This is a genomic window from Microbacterium sp. PAMC22086 (assembly GCF_019443525.1).
GTDB lineage: Bacteria > Actinomycetota > Actinomycetes > Actinomycetales > Microbacteriaceae > Microbacterium > Microbacterium maritypicum.
Genome location: NZ_CP080380.1, coordinates 52,155 through 66,004, shown reverse-complemented (window position 1 = coordinate 66,004; position 13,850 = coordinate 52,155). Strand labels below are relative to the sequence as shown.

At 68.9% G+C, this 13,850-nt stretch carries 18 protein-coding genes; 14 read left to right on the top strand and 4 right to left on the bottom strand.

Translation table 11 applies throughout. From position 1 onward, the window contains the following. The first annotated feature begins 9 nt into the window (after nt 1–9). Nucleotides 10–531 carry a hypothetical protein gene (locus tag KY497_RS00345; RefSeq protein ID WP_256934639.1) on the top strand — a complete coding sequence of 174 codons (522 nt, stop codon included), beginning with the start codon at nt 10–12 and terminating at the stop codon, nt 529–531. Nucleotides 532–808: 277 nt separating this feature from the next. Here KY497_RS00345 and KY497_RS00340 read toward each other — a convergent pair whose 3' ends face one another. The 3 genes from KY497_RS00340 to KY497_RS00330 all read right to left on the bottom strand — a co-directional run bounded on the left by KY497_RS00340 (nt 809) and on the right by KY497_RS00330 (nt 2,527). Beyond that, nucleotides 809–1,288, bottom strand: a complete 480-nt coding sequence (locus tag KY497_RS00340; RefSeq protein ID WP_218682695.1) for a hypothetical protein — start codon at nt 1,286–1,288, stop codon at nt 809–811. Between the two features lie 366 nt (nt 1,289–1,654). Further along, on the bottom strand, nt 1,655–2,134 hold the full coding sequence (locus tag KY497_RS00335; protein ID WP_079113303.1) for a cupin domain-containing protein: 480 nt from the start codon (nt 2,132–2,134) through the stop codon (nt 1,655–1,657). 42 nt (nt 2,135–2,176) lie between these two features. After that, complete coding sequence (locus KY497_RS00330) at nt 2,177–2,527, bottom strand: hypothetical protein (protein ID WP_219869554.1); 351 nt, start codon at nt 2,525–2,527, stop codon at nt 2,177–2,179. 175 nt (nt 2,528–2,702) lie between these two features. On the opposite strand from KY497_RS00330, the gene KY497_RS00325 reads away from it, so the two are divergent. The 13 genes from KY497_RS00325 (at nt 2,703) to KY497_RS00265 (ending at nt 13,571) form a co-directional block, all read left to right on the top strand. Next, nucleotides 2,703–3,830: a hypothetical protein gene (locus tag KY497_RS00325; protein ID WP_219869553.1), complete on the top strand. Its 1,128-nt coding sequence runs from the start codon at nt 2,703–2,705 to the stop codon at nt 3,828–3,830. Then, nucleotides 3,817–6,462 carry a multicopper oxidase domain-containing protein gene (locus KY497_RS00320; RefSeq protein ID WP_219869552.1) on the top strand — a complete coding sequence of 882 codons (2,646 nt, stop codon included), beginning with the start codon at nt 3,817–3,819 and terminating at the stop codon, nt 6,460–6,462. The genes KY497_RS00325 and KY497_RS00320 overlap by 14 nt, the downstream gene beginning before the upstream one ends. Nucleotides 6,463–6,638: 176 nt before the next feature. After that, nucleotides 6,639–7,352, top strand: a complete 714-nt coding sequence (gene modA, locus KY497_RS00315) for a molybdate ABC transporter substrate-binding protein (RefSeq protein ID WP_219869551.1) — start codon at nt 6,639–6,641, stop codon at nt 7,350–7,352. A 62-nt stretch (nt 7,353–7,414) separates the two neighbouring features. Beyond that, on the top strand, nt 7,415–8,206 hold the full coding sequence (locus tag KY497_RS00310) for an ABC transporter permease (protein ID WP_219870271.1): 792 nt from the start codon (nt 7,415–7,417) through the stop codon (nt 8,204–8,206). Continuing rightward, nucleotides 8,203–9,270, top strand: coding sequence for a sulfate/molybdate ABC transporter ATP-binding protein (locus KY497_RS00305; protein WP_219869550.1), 1,068 nt, complete (start codon nt 8,203–8,205; stop codon nt 9,268–9,270). Before KY497_RS00310 ends, KY497_RS00305 begins: the two co-directional genes overlap by 4 nt. A gap of 309 nt (nt 9,271–9,579) precedes the next feature. Further along, nucleotides 9,580–9,771 carry a helix-turn-helix domain-containing protein gene (locus tag KY497_RS00300; RefSeq protein WP_017204627.1) on the top strand — a complete coding sequence of 64 codons (192 nt, stop codon included), beginning with the start codon at nt 9,580–9,582 and terminating at the stop codon, nt 9,769–9,771. Nucleotides 9,772–9,924: 153 nt separating this feature from the next. Next, nucleotides 9,925–10,023, top strand: coding sequence for a 30S ribosomal protein bS22 (locus KY497_RS00295; RefSeq protein WP_003792170.1), 99 nt, complete (start codon nt 9,925–9,927; stop codon nt 10,021–10,023). Between the two features lie 78 nt (nt 10,024–10,101). Continuing rightward, nucleotides 10,102–10,404 (top strand): rhodanese-like domain-containing protein, encoded by a 303-nt coding sequence (locus tag KY497_RS00290; protein ID WP_017828123.1) that lies wholly within the window; start codon nt 10,102–10,104, stop codon nt 10,402–10,404. Beyond that, entirely contained in the window at nt 10,401–10,697 is a 297-nt protein-coding gene (locus tag KY497_RS00285; protein WP_055870017.1) for a glutaredoxin family protein, read from the top strand. The genes KY497_RS00290 and KY497_RS00285 overlap by 4 nt, the downstream gene beginning before the upstream one ends. Beyond that, on the top strand, nt 10,694–10,996 hold the full coding sequence (locus KY497_RS00280) for a Dabb family protein (protein ID WP_218682550.1): 303 nt from the start codon (nt 10,694–10,696) through the stop codon (nt 10,994–10,996). The genes KY497_RS00285 and KY497_RS00280 overlap by 4 nt, the downstream gene beginning before the upstream one ends. 172 nt (nt 10,997–11,168) lie before the next feature. Beyond that, nucleotides 11,169–11,987 (top strand): basic amino acid ABC transporter substrate-binding protein, encoded by an 819-nt coding sequence (locus KY497_RS00275; RefSeq protein ID WP_055870021.1) that lies wholly within the window; start codon nt 11,169–11,171, stop codon nt 11,985–11,987. Nucleotides 11,988–12,021: 34 nt separating this feature from the next. After that, nucleotides 12,022–12,819 carry an amino acid ABC transporter permease gene (locus KY497_RS00270; protein ID WP_219869549.1) on the top strand — a complete coding sequence of 266 codons (798 nt, stop codon included), beginning with the start codon at nt 12,022–12,024 and terminating at the stop codon, nt 12,817–12,819. Then, complete coding sequence (locus KY497_RS00265; protein WP_017828128.1) at nt 12,816–13,571, top strand: amino acid ABC transporter ATP-binding protein; 756 nt, start codon at nt 12,816–12,818, stop codon at nt 13,569–13,571. Before KY497_RS00270 ends, KY497_RS00265 begins: the two co-directional genes overlap by 4 nt. A gap of 73 nt (nt 13,572–13,644) precedes the next feature. On the opposite strand, the gene KY497_RS00260 is transcribed toward KY497_RS00265, so the two are convergent. Next, entirely contained in the window at nt 13,645–13,821 is a 177-nt protein-coding gene (locus KY497_RS00260) for a YegP family protein (RefSeq protein WP_219869548.1), read from the bottom strand. Between the last annotated feature and the right edge of the window lie 29 nt (nt 13,822–13,850).

Below are 13,850 nucleotides of genomic sequence, written 5' to 3'. Positions count from 1 at the left end.
GGCGAAAGCATGCATCACGACAGCACCGACCAGGCACCGCACACCCGCGCCGGAGCGCAGCATGTCGGCGGTCGCCGGATGCTCGGAGCCGGTCTCGCGGTGCTGCTCGGTGTCGCGGGGCTTAGCGCGTGCACGTCGGACGCCCAGCCGAAGCCGACGCCCACGACGACCTCCACCGCCCAGGCGGGGATCACTGAGATCACCGATGCGCCGGGTTCCGGTGCAGGCCTCGTGGGCGCGCTCGCTGACACGCAGGTGGAGACCTGCGAACTAGCCGACGGCGCTTGGAATGTCGCGGGCACCGTAACGAACTCCAGCGAGGCCAGCGCCTCCTACCGGATCTACGTCTCACTGCTCACCGAGGGCGGCGACACCCGCTCGCTCACCCAGGTGAACGTCGATCCGATCGACGCCGGCACAGAGACCGAATGGTCGACCACCGTGGCGGTGAACGAGAAGGATCTCTCCTGTGTGCTGCGGGTGGAGCGCTACGCCGCGGAGGCACCTGTCGAGGGTGAACCCGAGGGGTGAGCACAGGTTCGCAATCGCTCAACCGACGCTTAGATCCACGCCCGGCGGCTTGACAGTCGGCGCCGCTGGACGAGCTGGCTGAAGTCCTATAGTCACGGGGACTAACCACGGGCGCTTGGGAGACGAGTGTAGGGGCTCGCCTCCCAAGCTAGGGAGTTATATCCGCTCCGGGGTGCGGCGACCGACCTCGAGGGAAGGCCAGTCCCGCCCGAGAATATTATCGAACTTTCCGGCAGGTGCCGCAGAAACGGACGTCGACTGTCGTATGTGGTGAGCTTCAGGTGCCGCGGATTAGGTCGAGCACTTCTCGGGCAGTGTGTTCGGATGGGAGTGCGATGGTGATGTGGTCGCCTTGCAGAGCTTCCATCACTACGGTCGAGCCTATTATTTCGCCGCCGGCTTTGAAAAGTAGACGCGACTCACCTCTGGCCTGAGCTGCTTGGCCAGTGAGGTCATGAAGGACCGCGGCTCCCTCCGCGGTGAGAGTGATGTCAACGGCCTCCTGTTCCTGGCCTTCGCTTGCCGCGGCGTTAGCGACGGGAGCGTCTTCGAAAGTTGCGGGGCGCATCACATAGTCATCACCGATAAGGATGCACTGCGGATCGGACCCCTCGGTGCACGTCTCGGAGATAGCCAGTTCTAGGAAGCCTTTGGGGGTTGCCGTTGGAGTGGTTCCGGGAACGGCCGTGGTGGCGCACCCGGAGAGAGCCAGCGCAAGGATGCTGACTAGAGCGCGCCGGCGCCTGCGAAATGTCATCGGTCTCCTTTGACTAGGACGGGCAGACCCAAAGTCGGGCCGGCGTCCGCCTCCACGTTAGACAACGGGCTTGGAGCAGGTCACCGAACCGCCACAAACGATCGTTTTCGGCGGGCGTCCTCTTAGCTCGGTGAAATTTTTGCCAGCGGCTTCTGGGCACCCGCTTTCTCCGCCGCCAGATGCATCGTTCCCATGCGTGTGGAGTTTGACGCTTTGTGGCGGCGTTCTGTGATCGCACGGTGTCGCAGACAGGGCACAGTGTTGGCCTGCCCGATGTCTTCACGCGGCGGCGGGGCGCGCTGCCCGGGGTGGACCAAGACGATCCTCGTCCGCAACATCCTTACGGAGCGGTGACACAAGTAGACGTCAGTTGGCGTGCTCGTCCGGCGCGCTGTCCTCGGGCTGGACGGTCCATGCGGGAGGCTCGTCCTTACCGGTCGCTTCGTCTTGTTCTGCCTTGTCGCTGGTTCCCTGGGTGATGCCAGGTGCGTGGTGCACCGGGGCATAAATCGCGTAGAGGCGCAGCGGTTCGTCGCCAGTGTTGATCACGTCATGCCAGGTGCCGGCGGGGACCTGGACAGACCACCCATCCGAGACGTTTTGCTCGAAGTCGAGCCGGTCCTTGGCCGGGCCCATGACGGCCCTGCCCTGTCCGGCATCGAGGCGCAGGAACTGATCGGTGTTCTGGTGGACCTCCAGGCCGATGGACTCCCCGACCGGGATAGACATCAGCGTGACCTGCAAATACTTCCCGGTCCACGCCACGCTGCGGTAGTTCTCGTTCCGCCGGGTGGCCTCTTCGATGTCGAACGCGTTCGGGCGGGGCCCGATGTCGTTGATGGTCATTGTGTTCTCCTTTTGTGCTCGGACTTCGAGTCCAAGTCAGCATCATCTTTCGGGGGGAGTCAAGGGTGGGTGGGTTTCGGCGAACCTCGTGGGGGCGAGGAGAGCGAGTACGACGCCGGCCCCAGCGACGACGAGGACGCCGCTTAGTCCGGCTGCAGTGGCGCCCATGGTGGCGACCAGGGCACCGGCGAGCCCGGTGCCGATGGCGATGCCGGCCTGGTTGCCGAGCTCCATCTGCGATGAGGCGCGCCCGACCGTGCCAGCGGCATCATCGAGGACGGCGATGGAGTTGATCGTGAAACCGAGACCGGCGCCGAGCCCGGCGATGATCCAGCCCACGGCGGCGACGGGGACGGGGACGGGGACGGTGGTGAGGATCACGGCACCGATCACCGTCAAACCCGCGATGACGAGAATCGCTGGGGTTCACGCGCATCGCCTCGCATGACGACGTCGTCGCGTTCGCGCGGGAGCTGTAGGCACGAGAGGTAGCCGCCGGAGCCAAACGCCGGAGATAACCACGGTCATCCCCGGCCCGCCGCCGCGCCCAGGGGCCTACCGTCGGAGTATGGACACCTCCGCGCGCCGCCACACCTGGCCGCGCCTGCTGCTGGTGATCCCCGCCGCGGGGTTGCTCGTGCTGGGCCTCGTCGCGGGGCTGCTGCTCATGGGCGTCGCGCTGCCGATCGTCAGCGCGCGGCTGCCCGAACTGCACTCGGCGCTCATGGTGTTCGGGTTCGTCGGCACTCTCATCAGCCTCGAACGCGCCGTCGCGCTTCGCGCGGCGTGGGCCTATGCCGCGCCCGCACTGCTCGCGGCGGGTACGATCCTCGCGCTCACGCCGGTGCCGGTCATCGCCGGCCAGGCTGCGATCGCCGTCGGTATGGCGGTGCATGCGCTGCAGTACCGCGCGATCTGGGCGCGCCAGCCGATGACGGCGACCGCGATCCAGGGACTCGGCGCCGTGACGGGGCTCGTCGCGGCGGTCGTGTGGTGCGCCGGCGTTCCCGCTCCGCGGCTCGTGCCGCTGCTTGCGGTCTTCCTCATCCTCACGATCACGGGCGAGCGGCTCGAGCTCGCCCGCATCGCGGCTCCCGGCATCCGCGCCGAGCGCCTCTTGTTCGCCTTGTCGCTCGCGCTGTCGGCGGTCGCCATCCTGAGTCTCACGACGCCCGTGGTCGCGGTGCCGGTGGCAGGCATCCTGTTGCTGGGCGTCGTCGCGTGGCTGCTGCGGTACGACGTCGCCCGTGCGACGGTGCGGATGCCGGGGCTGCCGCGGTACGTCGCGGTATGCCTGTTCGCGGGCTACGCGTGGCTCGCTGTCGCGGGTGCCGGGTGGTTGCTGGGCGGCGCGCGCACCGAAGGAGTCATCTACGACGCCACGACGCACGCGGTCTTCCTCGGGTTCGTGATCACGATGATCATGGCGCACGCGCCCGTCATCCTGCCCGCCGTCCTCGGTGTGCGGATCCCGTACCACGTGGCGCTGTACGTGCCGGTCGCCCTGCTGCAACTGTCACTGCTCGTGCGCGTCGTCATCGGCGACGCGTGGGGACTGACCCTCGGGCTGCAGGCGGGCGGCATCGGCGCCGCCGTCGCGATCCTCGGGTTCGGCGTGACGGTCGTCGCCGTATCGCTGCGGGCCGGCCGCAGCGCCCCCACACGGGAAAGGAGCCGCGGTCGTGTCCCGGCGTAACTGGTATCTGCTGACAAACTCGGTCGTGCTCGCATGGATCGTGCTGACGGTCGTCGCGGTGACGATCCACCGGTTCGTGTCGCAGCCGATGTGGCTCATGGTGCACGTACCGCTGCTGGGCGCCGTGACGGCGGCGATCCTGATCTGGTCACAGCACTTCTCCGACACTCTGCTGCGGCGCGAGGCACCCGCGGGTCGTGCCGGGCTGGGCATCCGATTGGGTCTGCACACGGTCGGCGCGGGGCTCGTGGTGGCAGGCGTGCTCGCGGCATCCGTCCCGCTCGTCATCGTCGGAGCGTCGGTCGTCGCCGCCGCGATCCTCGCGCACGCCGTCGTGCTGTTCCTGCAGTTGCGCCGCGCCTTGCCGTCGCGGTTCGGGCCGCTCGTGCGGTACTACGTCGCGGCGGCCGTGGTGTTCCTCGGCGGCATCGCGATCGGCGCCACGATGAGCGCCGCGGGCGACCCCGACCTCACCGACCGGCTCGTGACGGCGCACCTCGTGCTCAACGCCTACGGCTGGATCGGCCTGACCGCGCTCGGCACGCTCGTGCTGCTGTTCCCGACCGTGCTGCACGCGCGCATGGCAGACACGGCGGATGCCGGGGCACGGTTCGCCCTGCCCGTGCTCATCGCGGGGCTCGTCGTCGCGGCATCCGGGCCCCTCCTCGACCTGCGGCTGCTCGTGACCCTGGGCATGGCGATTTGGATCGTCGGGACGGCCCGCATCGGGATCGAGGGCTGGCGGCAGGCGCGCAGCATGCCGCCGGGCACCTTCGCCGGCTGGAGTCTCGCGGCCGCGTACGGCTGGGTCGTCGTCGCGGCGGTATGCCTTGCGGTGATCGCCGCGCTCAGTCCCGACTGGGTGACGCTGCGCGAGAGCTACCTCATGGTGCTCGGACCCCTCGTCGCGGGGTTCGCGGTGCAGCTGCTGACCGGAGCGATGAGCTACCTGCTGCCCGTCGTCGCGCTCGGCAGCCCCGCCGCCGCCAAGGCGGGCGCCGAAGTGCTCGATCGCGGCGCCGCATTCCGCGTCACGGCGTTCAACGGCGCGATCGTGCTGTACCTGCTGCCGATGCCGTCGGTCGCGCGCGTGCTGCTGTCGTTCGTGGCGGCCGGGGTCGTCATCGCGTTCCTGGTCCTCGCGATCCGCGCGATCGTCGTGGGGCGCCGCGTGCGCCGTGCCGAGGGCGACAGCCCCGACCGCAGCGGGCGGGTCGGCCTCGGAGTGCCCGTCGCGGCCGCTCCCACGGCGCCCCCGCGCCGTGTCGGCATGGTCGCGGTCGCCTTCACGGTGCTCGCGCTGTGCGTCGCCGGGGGAGTCGCCGCTGACCCCGCCGCCGTCGGCATCTCAACGGCAGCCGGGGGCGACGTCACGGCATCCGGCGAGGTCACCGAGATCACGGTCGAGGTGTCGGGTATGCGTTTCACGCCCGCCGAGATCGAGGTGCCGTACGGCGACGCGCTCGTCGTGACGTTCCACAACACCGGCACCGACGTGCACGACCTCACCTTCGCCAACGGCGTGCGCACGCAGCGCCTCGCCCCCGGCGCCTCCGAGACGGTCGAGGTCGGCCTCATCGGCGCCGACATGGCCGGCTGGTGCTCGATCGCGGGGCACCGCCAGATGGGTATGGAGCTGACCGTCGTCGTGACGGGCGCACCCGCGGGTGGCATCGGCGGCAGCGCCGGCACGGCTTCCGGAAGCGGCTCGATGTCGGGCCACGACCACGGCAGCACGACGGGCGCTGCCTCGGCCGCCGACGACATCGACCTCGAGGCCGAGCCCGACGCCGACTTCGAGCCCTGGCCGGCCGCGCTGGCCCCGGCATCCACCGACACGGTCCATCGCATCACCCTCGACGTGAGCGAGGAGGAGGTCGAGGTGGCCCCCGGGGTCGCGCAGACGCGGTGGATGTTCGGCGGCAGCGCGCCCGGGCCCGTCATCCGCGGGAAGATCGGCGACCGCTTCGAGATCACGCTCGTCAACGATGGGTCGATCGGGCATTCGATCGACTTCCACGCGGGCGCACTCGCACCCGACGCGCCCATGCGGACGATCCAGCCGGGGGAGACCCTCACCTACCGCTTCACCGCGACGCAGGCGGGCATCTGGATGTACCACTGCTCGACGATGCCGATGTCGATGCACATCGCGAACGGCATGTTCGGCGCCGTCATCATCGACCCTCCCGACCTCGCCCCCGTCGACCGCGAGTACGTGCTCGTGCAGGGCGAGCTGTACCTCGGCCCGCAGGGCGAGACGGCCGACGCCGACCGCATCGCGACGCAGCTTCCCGACCTCGTGACCTTCAACGGGTACGCGAACCAGTACGCGTACCGCCCGCTGACGGCGGCCGTGGGCGAGCGCGTGCGCATCTGGACCCTGGATGCCGGACCCAACACGCCCTCGTCGTTCCACATCGTCGGCGGCCAGTTCGACACGGTCTACTTCGAGGGCGCGTACACGCTGCGCCCCGGAGACGCCGGCGGATCGCAGGCGCTCGCGATGCAGCCCGCGCAGGGCGGCTTCGTCGAGCTGTCGTTCCCCGAGGCGGGGAACTATCCTTTCGTCACGCACATCATGAGCGACGCCGAGAAGGGGGCGAAGGGGATCTTCCATGTCGACGACTGACCGCGTGCATCTCGATCAGAAGGGCCGCCTCGTCATCGGCGACCATGCTGAAGTCGTCCGCCTCGCGCACGACCCGGAGACCTTCTCGAGCATCGTCTCGCGCCACCTGCAGGTGCCCAACGGGCTCGACGGGGCGGCGCACGCCGAGATGCGCCACCTGCTCGACCCGTTCATGGATGCCGACGCCGTCGCCCAGCTGCTGCCCGAGCTCGAGCGCATCGCCGCCGACCTCGTCGCCCGGCTCGACGCCGCTGAAGACCGCGTTCGACGAGCTCGCGACACAGTTCGAGGCCGAGAACCCCGGTGTGACGGTCAACCCGATCAGCTACGACGGCTCGTCGACCCTCGCGACGCAGATCATCGAGGGCGCGAGCGTCGATGTGTTCGCATCGGCCGACGAGAAGAACATGCAGAAGGTCGTCGACGCAGACCTTGCGACCGACCCCGAGCTGTTCGCCACGAACGTGCTGACCCTCGTCACGCCGGTCGGCAACCCCGGTGGTGTGACGGGCCTCGCCGACCTCGCGAACGCCGACCTCACGGTCGTGCTGTGCGCCGCCGAAGTGCCGTGCGGCGCGGCATCCGCAACGCTGCTCGAGAACGCCGGCGTCACCGCAAGCGTCGACAGCTACGAGCAGAACGTCACCGCCGTGCTGACGAAGGTAGCGAGCGGCGAAGCCGATGCGGGCCTGGTCTACGTCACCGATGCCGCGACGACCGACGAGGTCGAGACCGCCGAGACCGAGGGCGCGGATGCCGTCGTCAACCGCTACCCGATCGTCGCCCTGACCGGCGCCCCCGACTCCGAAATCGCCGCCGCGTTCGTCGCCTTCGTGCTGAGCGACACGGGTCGCTCGGTGCTCAGCGGACTGGGCTTCGGCGCTCCTTGAGTCACACCGTGAGCGGCCGGTCGAGCGGCCTCGCCCGGCGCGGGCGGGGGGAGAGCGGCTTCATGCCGCAGATCCTCCTCGTTCCCGCGCTGCTCGGGCTGGCGCTGCTGGTCGTGCCGCTCGGGGCGCTCGTCGCCCGCGTCGAGTGGACGGCGCTGGGGGCCGACATCACCTCACCCGAGGCGCTGTCGGCCCTCGGCCTGTCGCTCGCGACGGCGCTTGTCGCGACCGCTATGTGCCTGCTGCTGGGCGTGCCGCTCGCGCTGCTGATCGCCCGCTCGGGCGGACGCACCGCGTCGGTGCTGCGTGCGATCGTCACGGTGCCGCTCGTGTTGCCGCCCATGGTCGGTGGTGTCGCGCTGCTGTTCCTGTTCGGCCGCAACGGCGCCCTCGGGCAGCTGTTGCTCGAGTTCGGCGTCCGCATCCCGTTCACGACGACCGCCGTCGTGCTCGCCCAGACGTTCGTCGCGATGCCGTTCCTCGTCCTCGCGCTCGAGGGGGCGCTGCGCTCGACGGGAGTCGAATACGGGCGTGCCGCCGCGGCGCTCGGCGCGGGCCGCTGGCGCATTCTCGGGCAGGTCACGCTGCCCCTGGCCGCTCCCGGGCTCGTCTCGGGTGTCGTGCTGTGCTTCGCGCGCGCCGTCGGAGAGTTCGGCGTGACGGCGCTGTTCGCCGGTAACGCGCCGGGAGTCACGCAGACGATGCCGCTCGCGATCTACACTGCCTTCAACGGCGCCGGCGTCTCGCAGGGCACGGCCGTCGCGCTGTCGCTGCTGCTGCTCGTCACAGCGATCGCGGTGCTGTTGCTCGTGCGCGCGTGGCGCCCCGGCAACCTTGCGGGAGGCATCCGATGAGCGGGCTCGAGGTGAGAGCTGTCGTCGACCGCGGCGCGTACCGGCTCGACGTCGAACTGGCGGTCGGAGTGGGGGAGACCGTCGCGGTGCTCGGGCCGAGCGGTGCGGGCAAGTCGACGCTGCTCGACGTCATCGCGGGCCTTGCCGGCGTCACTAGCGGGCACGTGCGCGTCGGCGGTCGCGAGCTCACTTCACCGCGGCAGGTCGTCGCGCCGCAGCGCCGCGGCGTCGTGCTGCTGCGGCAGGACCCGCACCTGTTCCCGCACCTCACGGCGCGCGAGAACATCGCGTTCGGGCTGCGGGCACGCGGCACGGCGAAAACGGATGCCCTTGCCGAAGCCGACGAGTGGCTCGCGCAGGTGGGACTCGCGGACGTGCAGGCGGGCGACCGTCGCCCCCGCGAGCTGTCCGGCGGGCAGCAGCAACGCGTCGCGCTCGCGCGCGCGCTCGCGACGCGGCCCGACGTGCTGCTGCTCGACGAGCCGCTGACCGCGCTCGATGCCGAGACGGCGTCGGGCGTGCGGGCACTGCTCGCCGAGCGCCTGGCGGCGACGGGCACGACGACCGTCATCGTGACGCACGACGCGGTGGATGCCGTCGCGCTCGCCGGCGACATCGTGCTGCTCGAGGACGGCCGCGTCACGCAGACGGGGCCCGTGCGCGCCGTGCTCGCGGCGCCGGCGACTCCCTTCGGGGCTGCGGTCGCGGGCGTCAACCGGGTAGTCGGAGAGATTTCGGACGGCGTGTGGGTGGCCGGTGCGCTGCGGGTCGCGGTGACTCGCCGCACTGCCGGCACCGCCGGTAGGCCCGAGCCCGCCGTCGCATTGTTCCCGCCGTCGGCCGTGGGGATCGAGCCGGCGGCGGGAACGGAACCTGCCGGCCCCGGTGCACCGGTCGCGCGCATCGCGCGGCTGGAGCAGACGCCCGCGGGCGTCCGCGTGCACACGACCGAGCCGGCGCTCGCCGCCGACGTGTCGGTCGAGACGGTCGCCGAGCGTGGTCTCGCCGTCGGCGCGGCGGTGCGGCTGTCGGTGCCGCCCGAGGCGGTGCGCCTGCTGGCGTGACAGCGGGCCGGAGCGCCGAGTCGTGCCGGGCCGAATGTCGGGCCGGAGGAAATACCCCGGTCGTGGCGGGGCGGGTGCCCGCGCACGGCGGGTAGCCTCTCACTATGGTGGCCGTCAATCTCTCGCCCACGCGCCCAGCGCGTGCGGTCGATGAGCGAATGCCGCAGAACGTCTATGTCTGTGCTGGGACGGCTGCCCGGCGGAGCGCGCTCGTCGGCGCTGTCGTCCCACTGATCACACGAGCCACAGAGGTTTACACGCGTCCCAGCTACCCCATAGAGTGTGCTCATCGAGAAAGGGGTACGTGGGATGCCCGAAGTTCCTGACGTCCGATTCCTCACGGTTGCTGAGGTCGCAGAGCTGATGCGCGTGTCCAAGATGACCGTGTATCGGCTCGTTCACGCGGGCGAGCTGCCGGCCGTCCGTTTCGGGCGCAGCTATCGCGTGCCCGAGTCTGCCGTTGCCGACGCGCTGCAGCGCCCGATCGCCGACGTCGGCTGACGTCGCCGGCTGTCTCGAACTCCGTCGCCCCGGGCGAAGGATGCGTGACAGCCCATGCCTTCGGGTTTGCTAGACTGACCCGAGGCATTTTCCGTGCCCGTACCCGGGTGTCCGATTTCGGCGACACCCAGCCACTGACTTAGTGAGGTTTCCGTGGGTTCTGTCATCAAGAAGCGCCGCAAGCGCATGGCGAAGAAGAAGCACCGCAAGCTGCTTCGTAAGACTCGCCACCAGCGTCGCAACAAGAAGTAAGCGACCAGACACGAGCGCCTGTCTTCGGACGGGCGCTTTGTGTCTCCGGCCGCATCTCCGTCCCGCCGAGAGGATGTCATGAAGTCGATCACCGTCACCGAGCTCGCCGAGCGCACCGGTATCCCGCTCATCGATGTGCGGGAGGTGGACGAGTTCGCCGCAGGCCACGTGCCCGGGGCCGTCAACATCCCGATGTCCGAGATCGGCAACCGGCTGGAAGAGCTCCCCGCGGAGGCGTTCGACGTCATCTGCCAGGCGGGTGGGCGGTCGGCGCGTGTGGTCGAGGCGCTGGAGTCGCGCGGCTACGACGCCACGAACGTCGAAGGCGGGACCGGAGAGTGGATCGCCCAGGGGCGCCAGGTCGAGGTGCCGTCGGCGTGACCACGCTGACCCTGATCGGCAAGCCCGACTGTCACCTCTGCGACGTCGCCTCCGACGTCATCGATGCCGTCGTCGCCGAGCTGCCCGATGCCGCGGCCGAGCAGATCGAGATCGTCGAGGCCTCCATCCAGGACGACCCCGCGCTGTACGAGCTGTGGTGGGAGAAGATCCCGGTCGTGCTCATCGACGGCGAGCTGCACGCGCATTGGCGGGTGGCGCCCGATCGGCTGCGCGAAGCGCTCGAGGACTCTCTTCGCGCAGACGCGCTGACCGGAACGAAGGAATCTCTGTGACCATCCGCCACGTCGTGACCTGGAAGCTCGCCGCCGAAGACGCCGCGGAGCGCGGTGCGCAGGCGGCTGAGGTCGCTCGCCGTCTGAACGCCCTCGACGGCGTCGTTCCGCAGCTCCTCTCCATCTCCGCGGGAGCGAACGTCGCCTACCCGGAAGCGAACTGGGACGTCACGCTCGTCGCGGACTTCGCCTCGATCGCGGCGATCGAGGAGTACCAGGTGCACCCCGCACACGCCGAGGTGGCCGCGTACATCCGCACTGTGGTCGCGTCTCGCGTCGCTGTCGACTTCGAGGTCTGAGACCGCGTCGCGCCGACCCCGGAATTCGGTTTCTTCGCGTGACCGGGGCGTACTTGCAACACAAACGTAATGCGCGTCTATGCCGATGTCATTGGTCACGCGACGAGCCGCATGTTTAGATGAACTCCTATCCGTCAGCGGGCCTTCGTGCCCTCGACTCACAGGAGCCGACATGCCTCGTCGCAACCTCATTGCCGGTCTCGCCCTCGTGGCGACGGCCACCCTCGCGCTCGCCGGCTGCGCCACCGGATCATCCGACGCGGGCAGCAGTGACGCTCCCGCCGCCGACGACAAGTACGGTCTCGTCGAGGCCGGAACGCTCACCGTGTGCTCAGATGTCCCCTACCCGCCGTTCGAGGTCGAGGACCCGTCCAGCGAGACCGGCTACTCCGGATTCGACATCGATCTGCTCGGCGCGATCGCCGAGAAGATCGACCTGAAGCTCTCCGTGCAGGACGTGGGCTTCGACGCCCTGCAGTCGGGCACCACGCTTGCTGCCGGCACGTGCGACATCGGTGCCTCCGCGATGACGATCACCGACGAGCGCAAGGCCAACCTCGACTTCTCCGACCCGTACGTCGACTCGCTGCAGTCGCTCCTCGTGCGTACCGACTCGGACATCAAGTCGATCGACGACCTCGACGGCAAGAACGTCGGTGTGCAGCAGGGCACGACCGGCGAGACCTACGCGGGCGAGAACGCTCCGGGCGCGCAGCTCGTGCAGTATCCCTCGGACGGTGAGCTGTGGCCGGCCATGCAGGCGGGTCAGATCGACGCGATCCTGCAGGACCAGCCCGTCAATTACGTGCACGAGCAGGATGACCCCGACTACAAGATCGTCGAGACGTACCCGACCGACGAGTCGTACGGCTTCGCCTTCGCCAAGGGGGAGAAGGACGAGCTGCGCGATGCCGTCAACAAGGCGCTCAAGGAGCTCCAGGACGACGGCGGCTACCAGAAGATCTACGACAAGTACCTCGCGGCCAAGTGACCGGCGGCGTCGGTAGAACGGGAGGACCTCGACGATGGCGTTGAGGCGTACCACCAAGAGCAAGCTGTATCGGTACTCGGTCTACGTCGTGCTGCTCGCGATCGCCGTCTGGGCGATCGTGAGCACCGACTGGGCGAAGATCGGGCCGCTGTTCTTCAATCCTGAGGTCGCGGCGAAGATGTTCCCCGGGATCATCACGACCGCCCTGGTCAACACGCTGTGGTTCACGGCCGTGGCCTTCGCTGGCGGCCTGCTGCTCGGCGTCGTGCTGGCGCTGATGAAGCTGTCGACCATCGCGCCGTTCCGGTGGATCGCGACGATGTGGATCGAGTTGTTCCGCGGGCTTCCCGCGATCCTCACGATCTTCGGCATCGCCTTCATCCTGCCGATCGCACTGGGCGTCCCCGGCACGAAGCTCGGTGGGCCGGTGGTGCTCGGACTCATCGGTCTCATCCTCGTCGCTTCGGCGTACATGGCCGAGACGATCCGTGCCGGTATCCAGGCCGTTCCCAAGGGGCAGACCGAGGCCGCGCGCTCGCTCGGCATGTCGCCCATGAAGACGACGTTCTGGATCATCGTGCCGCAGGGGTTCCGGATCATCATCCCGCCCCTGACCAACGAGTTCGTGCTGCTGCTGAAGGACACGTCGCTGCTGTTCGTGGCGGGTTCCTTCATCTGGTCGAAGGAGCTGACGAACTTCGCCCGTGATGCATCGACGCAGAACACCAACGCGACGCCGCTGATCATGGCGGCGATCCTGTACCTGATCGTGACGATCCCGCTCACGCGCTTCAGCGCGTGGCTCGAACGACGGATGGCGAAGCAGCGATGATCACCGATCTGATTGATGTCCACGCCCCCGCGATCGATGTGCAGGGGCTCGTGAAGTCGTTCGGCGACAACGAGGTGCTCAAGGGCATCGACCTCACCGTCACCAAGGGCGAGGTCGTGTGCGTGATCGGACCCTCGGGCTCGGGAAAGTCGACGCTGCTGCGGTCGGTGAACCTGCTCGAGGAACCGACCGGCGGCAAGGTGCTGATCGAGGGGATCGACATCACCGACCCCGACGTCGACATCGACCGCGTGCGCACCCGCATCGGCATGGTGTTCCAGAGCTTCAACCTCTTCCCGCACCTCGATGTGATGGGGAACCTCACGATCGCGCAGCAGCGCGTGAAGAAGCGCTCGAAGGCTGAGGCGGCGAGGGTCGCGAAGGAGATGCTCGCCCGCGTCGGGCTGGCGGAGAAGGCCGATGCCTACCCCGGGCATCTGTCGGGAGGACAGCAGCAGCGTGTGGCGATCGCGCGTGCGCTGTGCATGAACCCCGACATGATGCTGTTCGACGAGCCGACATCGGCGCTCGACCCCGAACTGGTCGGCGAGGTGCTGCAGGTCATGCGCTCGCTCGCCGATGAGGGGATGACGATGCTCGTCGTCACGCACGAGATGGGCTTCGCGCGCGAGGTCGGGTCTCGCCTGATCTTCATGGACGGTGGACACATCGTCGAGGAAGGCGACCCGCGCGAGGTTCTCGGCAACCCGCAGCACCCGCGCACGAAGGACTTCCTTTCGCGCGTGCTCTGATCCGAGATCGACGAGACCCCCTGCCGCAGACATCTGCGACAGGGGGTCTCGTCTCGAAGCGCGGGGTGGAAGTTCAGGCCTCGACGACCGCGGCGTCGGCGGCGTTCCGGCGGACGGAGTCGATCCCGTTCAGCGCGGCGGACTTCGACGAGTAGCCTTCGCTGATCGCGATGACCTCGCCGTTGCCGGCCTTCAGACGGAACCGGTACTCGCCGGACTTGTCGGTGTACAGCTCGAATTTGCCTGCCATGAGGCATCCTTTCTCTCTCGGATGGAGGG

Coding starts and splice junctions, on each gene's coding strand:
- KY497_RS00345 (WP_256934639.1), top strand. CDS start 10: ATGCATCACGACAGCACCGACCAGGCACCGCACACCCGCGCCGGAGCG.
- KY497_RS00340 (WP_218682695.1), bottom strand. CDS start 1,288: ATGACATTTCGCAGGCGCCGGCGCGCTCTAGTCAGCATCCTTGCGCTG.
- KY497_RS00335 (WP_079113303.1), bottom strand. CDS start 2,134: ATGACCATCAACGACATCGGGCCCCGCCCGAACGCGTTCGACATCGAA.
- KY497_RS00325 (WP_219869553.1), top strand. CDS start 2,703: ATGGACACCTCCGCGCGCCGCCACACCTGGCCGCGCCTGCTGCTGGTG.
- modA (WP_219869551.1), top strand. CDS start 6,639: ATGCCGACGCCGTCGCCCAGCTGCTGCCCGAGCTCGAGCGCATCGCCG.
- KY497_RS00310 (WP_219870271.1), top strand. CDS start 7,415: ATGCCGCAGATCCTCCTCGTTCCCGCGCTGCTCGGGCTGGCGCTGCTG.
- KY497_RS00305 (WP_219869550.1), top strand. CDS start 8,203: ATGAGCGGGCTCGAGGTGAGAGCTGTCGTCGACCGCGGCGCGTACCGG.
- KY497_RS00300 (WP_017204627.1), top strand. CDS start 9,580: ATGCCCGAAGTTCCTGACGTCCGATTCCTCACGGTTGCTGAGGTCGCA.
- KY497_RS00290 (WP_017828123.1), top strand. CDS start 10,102: ATGAAGTCGATCACCGTCACCGAGCTCGCCGAGCGCACCGGTATCCCG.
- KY497_RS00275 (WP_055870021.1), top strand. CDS start 11,169: ATGCCTCGTCGCAACCTCATTGCCGGTCTCGCCCTCGTGGCGACGGCC.
- KY497_RS00270 (WP_219869549.1), top strand. CDS start 12,022: ATGGCGTTGAGGCGTACCACCAAGAGCAAGCTGTATCGGTACTCGGTC.
- KY497_RS00265 (WP_017828128.1), top strand. CDS start 12,816: ATGATCACCGATCTGATTGATGTCCACGCCCCCGCGATCGATGTGCAG.
- KY497_RS00260 (WP_219869548.1), bottom strand. CDS start 13,821: ATGGCAGGCAAATTCGAGCTGTACACCGACAAGTCCGGCGAGTACCGG.